A 14,433-nucleotide genomic window follows, 5' to 3' on the forward strand; every position below is an offset into this window, starting at 1 on the left:
CGGGGGGAGGCTCAGCCTTCGACGACCTCCACGACACCCGTGTCGCCGTCGACGACGATCAGGTCGCCCGTGTTGATGCGCTGCGTGGCGTGCTTGGTGTTGACCACGGAGGGCACGTTGAACTCCCGCGACACGATCGAGCTGTGGGAGAGCATCGAACCGATGTCGGTGACCACCGCGCCGGCGATGGCGAAGAGCGGGGTCCAGGACGCGTCGGTGTAGCGGGTGACCAGGACCTCGCCGGGCTGGAACTCGTCCGCCTGCCAGACCAGGTCCTCCACGATCCGCGCCCGGCCCATGATCCGCCCCGGGCTGGAGCCCAGCCCTTCGAGCCGGGTCCCGTCGGCCGTGGGCCGTACCGCCTGGGTGATGTCGTGCTCGCCCACGAAGGTGAGCGGCGGCTCGGGCAGCCGGTTGTGGTACTCGTGCAGACGCCGCCGTTCGTCCAGCTCGGCCCGGGAGAACGCCTCACGTTCCGTGGCGGCACCGGCCAGATAGGCCCGTACGTCCTCGAAGTTGAGGAAGGCGACCTCGTCCAGCGAGTGCAGGACCCCCTCCGCGACGAGCCGCCTGCCCACCTCGTACACCACGTTCCTGACCAGCCAGATCGAGGTGATCATCGACATACGGGTGGTCTCGCGGAGTTCACTGCACAGGCTGTACAGGGAGATGACGGTCTCCAGGACCTTGCGCTTGTGCGGTGGCAGCTTCTCCAGGACCGCCCGCCCGTCGCCCTCCGCGCGGGCGCGGCTGCGTCCCATGAGGTCGTCCACCGAGATCCCGTCGGCGGCATACCGGCGGATCATCTGGAAGATGTACGACGGGTCGTCGATCCAGCGCGGATGGGTCAGCTCCATCTCCTGGCGCCCACGGGTGCCGTTGGCGCGCAGGAACGGCTCCACCTGCGCGTCCCAGAACGCCCGGCCCTCGTCGTCGGCGCGCAGCCGCTCCTCGATCTCGTCGAGGGGAGCCTCGTCGATGATCCTCAGCACGCGCGGCCTGGCCTTCGCCGCCTGGGCGACACCCCAGATCTCCTGCGCCGACGCGACGGTCCGCAGGCTCGACATGTCGGTCTTGATGCGGTTCTGCAGATTGTCGCCGTCGCCGTCGGCGCCGAGCCAGCTCGCGCACAGCTCGGTGAGGATCCCGTAGAACCCGAACGCGTTGATGTAGTACGGCATGTAGCCGACGTGCGCGTCGTGGAAGTAGCCGAGGTAGCGGGTCAGTTCGGCGTCGAGTTCCCGGCGGCTCATCCGCGTCAGGTCCAGCTGCCGGGCCCGGTCGAACTCGTAGAGCCGCGAGCCGGCCATGTCCTTCGCGCGCTGCTTCATGCTCAGCATCTCGGTGGCCGTGGCCTGCACCCAGTGCACCGTCGAGAGCAGATCCTCCACACCCCCGGGAAACGTCCCGAAGGGGTTCCTGTACGCGGCGAGGTCGACCTCCTCGCTGACGAAGCGCTTGGTGAAGTGGCGCTGATCGCGGGTGGGCAGACACTGGCCGAGCAGATAGGCGGTGTAGGAGATGTTCAAGTACACATGCCCCTGGAAGAAGCCCATCTGCAGACCCACGTCACCGGTGTCCCGCACCCCGAGCGCGGCGGCGCAGTCCCCGTGCACATGGCGCTGGTAGTACTGCGCGAAGCTCAGGCCGAGCGGTGACATCAGGCCGACGAAGATCTCGCCGATGTCCATCCGCGACCAGAGCGTGCCCTGCTGCACGGGGTCGCTCTGCCGCTTGAGGTACGGGCTGCGCTCCCCGTCCGCCGTGGCCCTGTCCTGCGGACGCGTGGTGACGGGCCTGGCCTGGAGGAGGTGGAGTTCTCCGTCGCGCATGGCCCACTCGATGTCCTGCTCGGTGCCGTAGTGCGCGCGGACCTCGACCGCGAGCCCGGCGAGCACACCCAGCTGCTCCCGGGTCAGACAGGGCGCGTCGCGGTCGGCGGCGTCGACCTTCGTCATGCCGATCCGGCCGGGGGCGAGGGGCGCGCACTTGGTCACCTTGTACCGCACATGCTCCTCGATCACCTCCAGCGTGCGGTCGTCGACGACGAAGAAGTCACTGGACACCCGGCCGGAGACCAGCCCCTCGCCGAGACCGCAACAGGCCTCCACGACAAGGCGGTTGGGCCGCGCGCCGACCGGATCGACGGTGAACAGCACCCCGCTGACATCCGCCTGGACCATCTCCTGCACCACCACGGCGATGGAGCCCGCGGGACCCGTCCCGTCGCGGTAGGCGGCCGCACGGTCCGACCACAGGGAGGCCCAGCAGACCTTGACCGCGTCGAGCAGGTCCGCGTCGCCCGACACATCGAGGACGGTGTCGTGCTGGCCCGCGAAGGACTGGGCGGCCGAGTCCTCCCGGCACGCCGACGAACGGACCGCGACCCGGGGCCTGCCCAGGTCCTCGTAGGCGGCCACGACGGCACGGGTGAGCGGTTCGGGTATGTCCCTGGCCGTGATCAGCTCACGGATGACCCCGGGGTCCGTGCCGCGCGCCTCGGCGGCCCGGATCTCCGCGCCGAGGCCCGTCTCCCGCAGGAACAGGTCGAACAGCCCGGTGGTGAGGCAGAACGCGGGCGGGACGGGGAGGCCTGCCTCGATCATCTCGCCGAGCCGTGCGGCCTTGCCGCCCAGTGTCTCGCCGCCGATGCCCGTCGTGCGACCGAGTACGACCACAAGTGAGGCGGGAGAGGGGGTGGGGGAGGAGGCGGGGGCCGGAGTGCTTGCCGTGCGTGTGTCCATGATGAGGTCTCCTGGCCCGTCAGGCCTGAACGTGGATGCTGTGGGTGCCGCGGCCGGCACTGACGCCGGCGGCGCCGTTGGTCGCGGTGAACACGCGGAACGGCTGAGTGGGGACGACCCCCGCGGCCCGGACGTCCGTGAAGCCCGCCCTCTCCAACTGGGCCACCAGCTCGTCCTCCCGGGGCAGCGGGCCACCGAAGTCGGCGTACGCGAACCACAGGTTGAGCACGTCGAGCCCGGCGTTGCCGCCGCCCTGGCACGAGGAGGTCAGGAGCAGCCGGCCGCCGGGCGCCAGGAAGGAGCGGGCCCGCTCCAGCACCTCGACGCGCTCGGCCTCGGGGAAGTAGTAGATGTTGTTGTGCAGGGTGACGAGATCGAACTGGGGCTGGAGTTCGAGGGTGCGCAGATCACCCTGGCGGGTCTCCACCCGGTCGGTCAGCCCCCACTCGGCCATGTGGGCGGCGGCCCGCGCAGCGACCTCCGGCTGCAGGTCGACCGCGAGGGCGGTCAGGCGGGGATTGAGCCGTGCGGCGTGCCGGACGTACGCCCCCGAACCGCAGCCGATCTCCAGCAGCCGGACCGGGGCCGCGCGCTCCAGGTGCCGGTCGATCGCCTCCCGCACCATGCCCTGCAGGGCCAGGGAGGAACGGGCGATGACCGTGCCGTCCTGGTCGCTGAGGGAGAAACGACGGCCCTCCTGGAGCATCCGGGGCGCGTCCAGCAGCGCCGGCACATGGAAGCGCATGATCTCTTCCAGGGCGGCGGCCACCGCGTCGTTCCCCGCCCGGGCCAGGAGCTTGGCCGGCGTGCCGCGGAGGCGGTAGCACCCTTCGCGTACGTCGAGTTCACCGAGGCGGACACCGGTGTCGAGCCACGCGCGCAGCCGCTCCCGGTCCTGCGGCACCTCCAGGTACTCGACCAGGCTGTCCAGATCACAGGGCCGCACGGCCAGGCACTGGAGCACACCCGAGCCCGAGGCGGACGCCAGGAAGGCCGCCCGGTACAGGGGCGTCACCACCACCGTGGAGAGCGCCAGCAGCAGCGGGGTCCGCGGGTCCGTGACGACCTTCGCCACGGCCAGCGCGTCCGTGATCGGTGCCTCCACCCGGTCCTTGACGGTCCTGGCCAGGCTCAGTAGATCCATGAGGGTTCCCTCTTCACAGTGGTCGGTCGAGGCGGCGGGCGAGGTGGCGGGCGAGTTCGGCACGGATCTCGCGCAGGAGGTACGGCCTGGACGCGCCGTTGAGGAAGAAGTGGTCGCCCTCCACGTGGTGGCGCAGGAGCGAGCCCCGGGTGTGGACGCGCCATGTCTCCATCTCGCGCGCCGGCGCGATGGGGTCACGGGTGGCGGAGAACGCGGTCATCGGGCAGCTCAGCGGGCTGCGCGGGGCCCACCGGTAGGTCTCGCAGACGGTGAGGTCGGCGCGCAGCACCGGCAGCCGCCGTTCCAGGTACGAGCCGCCGATGGTGTCGTCGGCGCCCAGGCCGCCGAGGTCGCGCACCAGCTGCCGCAGATCCGCGTCGGAGAGCGTGTGGTCGCTGCGGTCGCCGTACAGGTGCGGTGCCTTGCTGCCCGACACGAACAGGTGCGCCGGCTCGGGCAGCCCGCGGTCCCGCAGCTCACGCGCCACCTCGTAGGCGAGCAGCGCTCCCATGCTGTGCCCGAACAGGGCGTATCCATCGGCGAGTTCGTGCTCGACCAGCGCGTCCGTGAGATCCGTGACCAGCGCACCCATGTCGGTGTACGGCGCCTCCCGCACGCGCAGTCCCCGGCCGGGCAGGAGCACGGGGACGACCTGCACGTCGTCGCCGAGGTGCGCCGCCCAGTTGCGGTAGACGGACGGCGTGCCGCCCGCGTACGGGAGGCAGACGAGACGCAGGGGGGCGGGGCGTGCCGCGGCACCCGTGGCTGTGGTCGCGCTCGGGCCGAAGCCCGGGAACCAGGCGGCAGTCGCCGGTCGCAAAGCCCCAGGGCCCTTCGCCGCCGGCCGCTCGATCGTGTGCACGTGGATCCTCCCGGTCGGGGTCAGCGGCTGACGAGCGCGCGGCCTTCCGGCGAGTCCAGCCAGGCCAGCGTCAGCTCGATGCCCTCCTCGAAGCCCACCTCGCTCTTGAACCCGAAGTCGTCGCGCGCCCGGTCGATGGCGTAGGACTGATCGCGGTCGAAGAGATGGACGGCATGACGGGTGAGCACGGGCCGGGACCTGATTCCCAGGGCGCCGTAGACCCGCTCGGACACCGTGGCCACGCCCCGCGCCACCGGAGTCGGCAGACTGAACGCGGGAGGCTTCACACCCAGACCGCGCGCCAGCGCCTCCACGTACTCCCGCCAGGTCGTCGGGTCGGGATCCCGCATGTTGTACGCCTTGCCGACCGCCGTGTCCGACGCGCAGGCCGCGATCATTCCGTCGACGAGATTGCCCACGTAGACGAGCCCCGCCGGTACGGCGCCGCCGCGGACGTAGACCATCTGCCGGCTCAGCAGCAGCGTAGCGATCTCGATGACGAAGTCCTTGCTGCGCGGCCCGTAGACCGACACCGGCCGTACGACGGTGACCGGCAGCCCGGTCCGCTCGGCGGCCTGCCGCACGGCACGCTCTCCCAGCACCTTGCTGCGGTTGTAGGGCAGCCCGATGTCCCTGGGCTCCGCGCTCTCGTCGCAGGGGGTGACCGGATAGCCGTACACGTCGGTGGTGCTGAGGTGGAGCAGGCGCTCCACGGTCCCGGCGTGGTGGGCGGCCTCGACGAGGGTGCGGCTGCCGTCGACGTTGATCCGCCTGAACTCCTCCCACGGGCCCCAGTCGGCCGACAGGCCCGCACAGTTGTAGACGTGCCGGACACCCGAGGCGGCGCGGCGCAGGCTCTGCGGGTCGCTCAGGTCGCCGGTCGCCACCTCGACGTCCAGGTCCGCGAAGGCGGAACGGTCGCTGCCCTCGCGCACCAACACCCGTACGTGGTGGCCGTGTTCGGTGAGCCGACGTGTCAGATGTCCGCCGATGAACCCGCTCGCGCCGGTGACCAGGACGTCCGCGACGGAGCCGCCTGACGGGCCGGGGACAGGTACAGGGCGAGGGGCGTGAGCGGTCGGGTGTGAAGTCGCGGTCGGCTGCTTCTCGGGGCCGTGGGAAGGGGAGTGGGTCGCGTGGGTGTGTTCCGCCATGGCTCGTCCCAGGAGGTCGAGGGAGTGTTCCAGGTCTTCTTCGGTGTGGTCCGCGTTGACGAAGAAGCGCAGTCGGCACTCGTCGCGTGCGACGGCCGGATAGCCGATCGGCATCACGTTCACGCCCCGCTCCAGCAGGGCGTTGGAGAGTGCCATGGTCTTCTCCCAGTCGCCGATGACGACCGGGATCACCGCCGAGGCGCGGGACACCCCGATGTCGAGGCCGCGGGCGCGGGCCGAGTCGCGGAAGTGCTCGGCGAGGTGCCGCACCCGGGCCACGCGCTGCGGCTCGTCCCTGACGACCCGGATCGCCGCCAGGGCGGCGGCCGTGTTCGCCGGTGAGATACCGGTGCTGAAGATGTGCAGCGGCGCGGTGAACCGGAGGTATTCGACGATCGGTTCGCGGGCCGCGATGTACCCGCCGAGGCTGCCGAGCGCCTTGCTGAGCGTGCCCATCCACAGGTCGACGTCACGGCGGTCGACGCCGAAGTACTCGCCGATGCCCCGGCCCGTACGCCCGAGGACACCGATCGAGTGCGCCTCGTCGATCATCAGCATCGCGCCGTGGCGCTTCTTCACGTCGATGAACCTGCGCAGATCGGGGAGGTCGCCGTCCTGGCTGTACGCGCCCTCGATGAGGACCAGGGCCCGCCGGTGCTGCGAGCGCAGTGTGCCCAGGATCGAGTCCAGCGCGCGCCAGTCGTTGTGCGGGAAGGGCCGGCGGCGCGCACCCGAGAGCATGCAGCCGCGCAGCGCGCTGTCGTGGATCCACTCGTCGTGCAGCACCAGGTCCTCGGGCCCGAAGAGGTGCCCGATGGTCGCCACGTTCGTCGCGTGCCCGCCGGCGAAGACGATCGCGGCCTCCGTGCCGAGGAACGAGGCGATCTCCGCGTCGAGTTCGTGGTGCAGCGGCGTCTCGCCGAACAGCAGGGGCGTGGCCGAACTGGAGGTGCCGTACCGGTCGATGGCCTCCTGCGCGGCCCTGCGTACCCGCGGGTGGTGCGACAGAGCGAGGTAGTTGAAGGAGGAGAAGTTGATGACGGCGCGGCCGTCCATGGAGACACGGCCGGAGTTGTGGCCCTCGTGGATCCGGCCGTACGGATTCGAGCCGCTGGTCGTGGTCTGGCGGAGGCGGCCCTGCAGTTCCGCGTACTCGGCCCACTCCTCGAACGCGCGCTCCTGCTTCACCGGGGGGCCTGCGACGGCAGGCGGGGGAGCGGGGCTCCCGGTGACCGGTGGCGTCCGGTCACCGGTGCCCAGCAGGGCCACCAGCTGACCGACGGTCGGGTCCTCGGGTACCGATTCCCGGTACGTGTCCAGTTGTTCGGGGTACCGGCGGGCGAGGGCGCGTTCGAGTTCGGTGCGCATCAGCGAGTCGAAACCGAGGTCCGCGCCCAGGCGTGCGTCCAGGGGGATCTGCTCGGGCGGGAATGCGCAGGCCCGCGCCACGTGGTCGACCACCTCGCTGCGGATGTCGCCGTCGGCGGTGGCCGGGGGAGCCGGGGTGATGGGAGCCGGAGGAGCGGTGGTGACCGGGGGCGCGGTGACTGTGGCGGCCGGGGCGGACTGCGGCGCCGGGGCGGACCGCGGAGCCGGATCAAGATCCGTGCTGCCGTCCTGCGCGACAGCGCCCGCCGTCGACGACTGCGCCGAGAACCAGTACCGCTGCCCTTCGAGCACCGCGTGCGGCACCGGGATCCGCGGCCTGCGCGCACCCTCGTCCAGCGCGGCCCAGTCCACCGGTCCGCCCGCGCAGTGCAGCCGGCCGAGCGACTGGAGAAGCGTCTGCCAGTCACCGTCGCCCGCCGGGCCGCCGCGTGCGCGGCGCAGGGAGGGCAGCCACAGCACCGTCCCCTCGTCGTCCGGGGTCGTCATGGTGCGTGCCATGGTGAGCAGGGTCGGATGCGGGCCGATCTCCACGAAGGCGTCGCAGCCGAGGCGGCGCAGGGTCGCGAAGCCGTCGGCGAAACGCACCGGACCCAGCATGTGCCGTGCCCAGTCGTCGGCCCCGACCGGCCCGGTGACCGGTTCGCCCGTGGCGTCGAAGACCCAGGGGATCTCCGGCGGCCGGAACGCGACACCGTCCGCCGCGGCGCGCAGCGGCCCGGCCGCACCGGCCATCAGCGGGGAGTGGAAGGCGTGCGACACCGTGAGCGGCCTGACGACGACAGACCGGCTCTCCAGCCGCGCTCGTACCCGGTCGATCTCCGTACGGGGCCCGGACAGGACGAGATGCCCGGGGGCGTTGACGGCGGCGACCGCGACGGAGTCTTCGGCGGCGGCCTCGGCGCGGATCGCCTCCGCGTCCCCGGCGCAGGCGATCATCGCGCCGTCGCCGGGCTGCTCTGCCATGTGCCTGCCTCGCACCACGGCCAGGGTCAGGGCGTCCTCCAGGAACATCACCCCGGCGACACAGGCGGCACCGTACGCCCCGATGCTGTGCCCGAGCAGGGCGGTGGGCCGCACACCCAGCGAGATCCACAACTCGGCGAGGGCGACCTCCAGCGCCACCAGCGCGGCCTGGCAGTACCGGGTGCTCGCCAGCAGGTCGGCGCTCCCCTCCCCGAACAGCAGTTCCGTGAGCGGGACGCCGAGGTGCGGTCGCAGGACACGGTCGGCGCGGTCCAGGGTGCGGGCGAACCCGCCGTGGGTGTCGTACAGGCCCTTGCCCATGCCCGTGTACTGCGTGCCCTGGCCGCTGAAGAGGAACGCGACCTTCGGCGCGGGGCCCGGCCGGGGCCGGCCGCGCACCACGGCGGTGGACGGCCCGCCGCGGGCCAGGGCGTCGAGCGCGGTGTCGAACGCCTCCTGGGAACCCCCGGTGACGACCGCCCGGAAGGCGAGCCGGGCCCGGCCGGTGTTGGCCGTGTGGCACAGGTCCGCGAGTTCCGCGTCGGGATGGGCGGCCAGGTGCGTACGCCAGCGCTGGGCCAGCGCGGTGAGCGCCGTCGGCGTGTGCGCCGACAGGCACAGGGCGTGGGTCGGCCGCTTCGGAGCCACCGCGTCGATCGGGTCGGGATCGGGAGCCGATTCGAGCACCACGTGCGCGTTCGCCCCGCCGAACCCGAATGAACTGACACCTGCCCGTACGCTGCCGGTGTCCGGCAGGCCGGTGAGCCGCGTCGGCACGTCGAGCCCGGCGTCGTCCCATGCGAGACGGCGGTTCGGGGTCCGCAGATGGAGTGTCGGCGGAACCTGACGGTGTCGGACGACGAGGGCGGCCTTGATGAGCCCGGCGATGCCCGCGGCCGACTCCAGGTGACCGATGTTGGTCTTGACCGATCCCACCAGGCACGGGCTGTCCTTGGGCCTGCCCCGGCCGTAGGCGGCTGCCAGGCCCTCCCATTCGACGGGGTCGCCGAGCGAGGTGCCGGTGCCGTGCGCCTCGACATAGTCGATGTCCGGACCGCTCAGACCCGCCTGCGCCAGGGCCCGGTCGATCACGGACCGCTGGGCCGAACCCCTCGGCGCGGTCAGGCCGTTGCTCCTGCCGCCGTGGGCGATGGCCGACCCCCGGATCACGGCGTGGACCGGGTCGCCGTCCGCGAGCGCCGCGGAGAGCGGCTTGAGGAGGACGAGACCGACGCCCTCGCCGCGTACGTAGCCGTTCGCCGCGTCGTCGAACGTACGGCACCGTCCGTCGGGGGAGAGCATGCTGCCCTGGGCGAACGCCACCGAGAGGCCCGGCGAGAGCAGCAGGTTGACTCCACCGGCCAGGGCCGTGTCGCATTCGCCGCGCCGCATGCTCTCGCAGGCGAGGTGCACCGCCAGCAGCGACGAAGAGCACGCGGTGTCCACGGCGAGACTCGGCCCGCGCAGATCCAGCGTGTACGAGAGCCGGTTCGCGGCGATGGAGTGCGCGTTGCCGGTCGCCGCGTGGACGTCGATCGTCTCCAGCCGGCTCATCTGCAGCGCGGAGTAGTCATGGCTGCTGATGCCGACGAAGACGCCGGTCGCGCTGCCCGCGAGGCCGGTCGGGTCGAGGCCCGCGTCCTCCACGGTCTGCCAGGCCGTCTCCAGGAGCAGCCGCTGCTGGGGGTCCATCCGTGCCGCTTCCCTGGCCGACAGACCGAAGAAGCGCGCGTCGAACTCGTCCACGCGATCGACGAAGCCGCCGAACGCGGGCGCCGCCACCTGCTCGGTGGCCCAACGGCCGCCCGGCACCGCCGTGATCGCGTCGCGCCCGTCCACCAGGAGCCGCCAGTAGCTGTCCGGGTCCGGGGCTCCCGGGAAACGGCACCCCATGCCGATGACGGCGATGGGCTCGTGCCCGGAGTCCCGCGGCGGTGAAGGTCGCCGCCACGGCTTCGACTCAGGTGGCGGTGCCGTCGTGACCGCCGTGCCCGTCGAGTGCCCGGCGGCACCGACGTGGGCCGCGACGGCCCGGATGGTCGGATGCTCGAAGGCGGTGCCCGTGCTCGTCGCGCGCCCCGTCCGCGCGCCGAGTTCCGCGAGGATCGCCACGGCCTGCTTGGAGTCCAGGCCCAACGAGGCCAGGGGAGTGGTGACGTCGACCGAGGCGGCGGACAGGCCGAGGCGCGTCGCCACCTCCTCGACCAGCCAGGCCTCGACGGTGTCCGCGTCCCACGGATCGGCCGCCCGGTCCCCGGAGAGCGGCCGCTGACCGGCCTCGGCACCCGGTTTCCCTGGGGATTCCTCTCCGGGCTCCTCCCGTGGTTCCTCACCGAGGAACAGGCCGATCAGGGTGTCGACCCTCGGACGTACCAGCAGCGCGCCCACGGGGATCCTGGTGCCGAGCCGCTCCTCCAGAGCGTGTACGGCGGCCAGGAGCGCCGGGTAGTCCAGGTCGAGTTCGAGGAACGTCCACCCGGTGACGTCCGGCGCGTCGGGTGTCGCCGGGACACCCGTCAGGACCTCGGTGACCGCGTCGACCACCCGCTGCCTGCGCGCGCCGCTGGACAGGCCGGTCAGGGCACCGGTGGCAAGGGGTGTCAGCAGGTCCCTCGTGACGCTGGCCGCCACCACGGTGAACCCCAGTCCGAGGAAGTCCCGCTTGCACGCCTGGCGTTGGATCTTTCCGCTGGTCGTCCTGTGGACCGTCGACCTCTTGAGGAGGACGACGGCGTGGGGTGCCACGTCGTGCTCCTCGGCGATCGCCGTGCGCAGCTTCGCCAGGAGCGCGGGCGCCCCGTCGGGGCGCCTGCTCTCGACCTCGTGCACCACGACGAGTTCCTCGGCGCCGTCGAGCTCGATGGAGAAGGCGGCGCCCGACCCTGCCCGGACCGCCTCGTCGGCCCGCTCCACGGTCAGTTCGACGTCCTGCGGGTAGTGGTTGCGGCCCTGCACGATGACGACGTCCTTGATACGGCCGACCACGTGGAGGTGGCCGCCCTTGAGGAAGCCGAGATCGCCGGTGCGCAGAAAGGGGGCCGGCCCCTCGCCCTCGATACGGGCCCGGAAGGTGGCCTCGCTGGTCTCGGGGCGGCCCCAGTACCCGTGGGCCACGCTCCCGCCCGCGAGCCAGATCTCACCGACGCGGCCCTCGGCCGTGATCCGCCCTCGCGTGCCGGGGTCGACGATCGCCACGTCCACGCCGTCGACGGCGGGGCCGCATCCGACCAGCCGGACCGCCCGCTCGCCCCGCGCGGGCTCGGCGGCCCCCGCGCCCAGCGCGGCGGACGAGAACGCGCCGACCGGCGGCGCCTCGTGCGCGCCGACCCCCGTCACCATCAGCGTCGCCTCTGCGAGCCCGTAGCAGGGCAGCAGGGCACGGCGTTCGAAGCCGCAGGGCGCGAACCGTTCGGCGAACAGGTCGAGCGTGTCCGCGCGGACCGGCTCGGCGCCGTTCAGCGCCAGCCTCCAGTGGCTCAGATCCAGGCCGTCCCGCTGCTCGTCCGTGATCCGGCGCACGCAGTGCTCGAAGCCGAAGTTGGGGGCCACGCTGGTCGACGCCCCGGTCCGCGACAGCGTCTCCAGCCACAGCAGCGGCTGCCGTACGAACGACATCGCGGACATGAGGTGGGCCGGAAACCCGCCGTACAGGGGGGTCAGGATGCCGCCGATGAGTCCCATGTCGTGGTACGGGGGCAGCCAGGACACCATGCCCGATCCGGCGTCGTGCTCCAGCCTGCGATGGATCGAACGCAGGTTGTGCAGCAGGTTGCCGTTGCTGACCATGACGCCCTTGGGGGACGAGGTCGAGCCGGACGTGTACTGGAGGAAGGCCGTCGCATCGCTCTCGACGGAAGGCTCGTACCAGTCGTCGGCTCCGGCGGTGTCCAGCTCGGACAGCGCCAGCCAGCGCAGACCGCCGAGCCCGAGCGAGTCCATCTCACGTCGTTTCGTGGCCGCGAACCGCGACAGGGCTCCGGTCGTGAGGGCGTGGGTGGCACCGGAGTCCCGGGCGATGGCCGCGAGCCGGGGCATGGTCTGGCCGAAGCGCCGGGTGTCCGGCGGGTAGGCCGGTACGGCGATGGCTCCCGCGTACAGACAGCCGAGGAAGCCGGCGATGTAGTCGAGCCCCGGGGGATGCAGCAGCAGGACGGGTCTGCCGGCGAGGCCTTCGCGCTGGAGGAGTGCGGCCACGGCCCGGGTCCGGAGGTCGAGCTCACGGTAGTTCCACGACTCGCCCTGTCCCGCCTCGCCTGTTTCTGTCGCGCTCAGTGCGTCGGCGCGGACCGTGTCGGTTCCGGTGAGGAAGCGGTAGGCGAGCGCGTCCGGACGGTGTTCGAGATGGCGGCGCAGCAGCCCGGCGACGGTCTTCGGCTCTTTCCCCTGCCAGGGTTGCCAGGGGGTCTTGTCGGGATCCTGGTTCATGAGCGTCTCCGTCAGTTGCCGGGCACGGCCTGCGAGTGCCGGACAGGACCGGCCGTCCCGCTGCCCAGGCGGTGGTAGTCGGTCTTGCCGTTGGCGTTGTGGGGCAGTTCATCGAGACAGTCGGCCAGCTGGGGCAGCATGTAGCGCGGCAGGTGCTGCGCGCAGTGCCGCTTGATCTCGATGAGGTTCGGCCGCCGGGCGCCCGGGCCGAGGGTGTAGTAGAGGGCGATCCGCGGCTCCGCGCCCTGTGTGTCGACCACGACGGCGGCGGACGCGACGGCCGGGTGCTTGAGCACCGCTGCCTCGATCTCGCCCAACTCCACGCGGTAGCCGTGGAGTTTGACCATCCGGTCACGGCGCCCGCGGTAGACGAGGCCGTCTCCCTCGTGGCTCACCAGGTCGCCGGTGGCGTGGCGGCCCTTCCGGTGTCCGGCGGCCACGTCTCCTGGGTCGGCCGGGTCCGACGCCCTTCGCCAGTAGCCGGGCGTGACACAGTCACCCTCCACGATCAACTCGCCGAAGGCTGCGGGCCCGTGCAGCGTGCGTCCGTCCTCGTCCACGACGGACACACGGCCGCCGGGCACCGGGGTGCCGATCGGTACGGGCTCGTCCCGGGCGAGGTCCTGCGCACGGACCCGGTGGTACGTGCAGACGTTGGTCTCGGTCGGCCCGTACAGGTTGTAGAGCGCCGTCTCCTCGGGCAACCGGGTCGCCAGGGAACGCAACTGCCCGATCGGGTACACCTCGCCGGCGAAGAGGACGTACCGCAGGGTGCGTACCGTGTCCGGGGTGAGCGCTCCCGAGCGGGTCAGGAGGTTCAGCACGGAGGGCACGGAGTACCACACCGTGACGCCGTACTCGCGTATCCCCCCGGCCAGTGCCGTGACGTCACGTGTCTGGTCGTCGGCGACGATCCAGACCCCTGCGCCCACCGACAGCGCGGTGAAGAGGTCGAAGGTCGACAGGTCGAAGTTGAAGGAGGCGTGGTTGGCGAAGACGTCGTCCGGTCCCACGGCCAGTTCCGTACGGGCCCAGCGGATGAAGTTCGCCAGGTTCCGGTAGGAGATCCGCACCCCCTTCGGCGTGCCCGTCGAACCGGAGGTGTAGAGGATCGCGGCGAGGTCGTCGCGATCCGGCGTGGGCGCGATCTCGACGGGAGCCGCCCTCTCCCCTGCCGGCGCGGCGAAGTCGGCCCACGGCCGGACAGGTGCCGTCGCGCTCACCGCGGTCCCGTTCGATACCTGACCGGTGGTGTCGTCGGTCACCACGACCGCCCGTACGGAGGTGGGCAGTTCACGATTCGCGAGCAGTCCCAGGTGCCGGTGGTCGGTGAAGAGGACGAAGGGCTCGCAGTCCGTGAGGATGTGTTCCACGCGTGCGGCCGGCTGGCCGCCGTCGAGGGGGACATAGGCACAACCGGCGCGCAGGGCCGCGAGGATCGCCTCGGCGTAACGCGGTGTCTTGTCCATCCAGATCGCCACCCGGTCGCCGAGCGTCGCGCCGAGTCCGAGCAGACCGGACGCGACGGCGGCGACGCCCGCCCCCAACTGCCCGTACGTGACTGTCTGCTTGCCGACGAACGCGGGCCGGGCCGCCTGCTCCCGGGACAGCGACCGCGGCAGCCTGATCAGCGAGGTGTCGTCGGAGCCATCCGCTGAGACTCCGGAGGCGTTCGCCGGTGCGCCGGAGCCGGGCGGTGAGGAATCGCGGCCGTGCGGCATCCGCGGCAGTGCTGTTTCCGTCATCGTCGCC

5 protein-coding genes are annotated in these 14,433 nt (G+C 71.9%); all 5 read right to left on the reverse strand.

What is annotated here, in order from left to right:
* Window positions 1-11: 11 nt before the first annotated feature.
* Genes ACFWGJ_RS06925 through ACFWGJ_RS06945 form a run of 5 tightly spaced genes read right to left on the reverse strand, consistent with a single transcriptional unit; the run spans window position 12 to window position 14,426 of the window.
* On the reverse strand, window positions 12-2,744 hold the full coding sequence (locus ACFWGJ_RS06925) for a PEP/pyruvate-binding domain-containing protein (RefSeq protein WP_387321522.1): 2,733 nt from the start codon (window positions 2,742-2,744) through the stop codon (window positions 12-14).
* 19 nt (window positions 2,745-2,763) lie between these two features.
* Window positions 2,764-3,888 (reverse strand): SAM-dependent methyltransferase, encoded by a 1,125-nt coding sequence (locus ACFWGJ_RS06930; protein WP_387321523.1) that lies wholly within the window; start codon window positions 3,886-3,888, stop codon window positions 2,764-2,766.
* 13 nt (window positions 3,889-3,901) lie between these two features.
* The gene (locus ACFWGJ_RS06935) at window positions 3,902-4,750 is read right to left on the reverse strand and encodes a thioesterase II family protein (RefSeq protein WP_387321524.1); all 849 of its coding nucleotides are present in this window, start codon (window positions 4,748-4,750) and stop codon (window positions 3,902-3,904) included.
* Window positions 4,751-4,770: 20 nt separating this feature from the next.
* The gene (locus ACFWGJ_RS06940) at window positions 4,771-12,681 is read right to left on the reverse strand and encodes an aminotransferase class I/II-fold pyridoxal phosphate-dependent enzyme (RefSeq protein WP_387321525.1); all 7,911 of its coding nucleotides are present in this window, start codon (window positions 12,679-12,681) and stop codon (window positions 4,771-4,773) included.
* Window positions 12,682-12,692: 11 nt separating this feature from the next.
* Complete coding sequence (locus ACFWGJ_RS06945) at window positions 12,693-14,426, reverse strand: amino acid adenylation domain-containing protein (RefSeq protein WP_387321526.1); 1,734 nt, start codon at window positions 14,424-14,426, stop codon at window positions 12,693-12,695.
* Between the last annotated feature and the right edge of the window lie 7 nt (window positions 14,427-14,433).

It is taken from the genome of Streptomyces sp. NPDC060205 (assembly GCF_042728395.1).
Classification (GTDB): Bacteria; Actinomycetota; Actinomycetes; order Streptomycetales; family Streptomycetaceae; genus Streptomyces.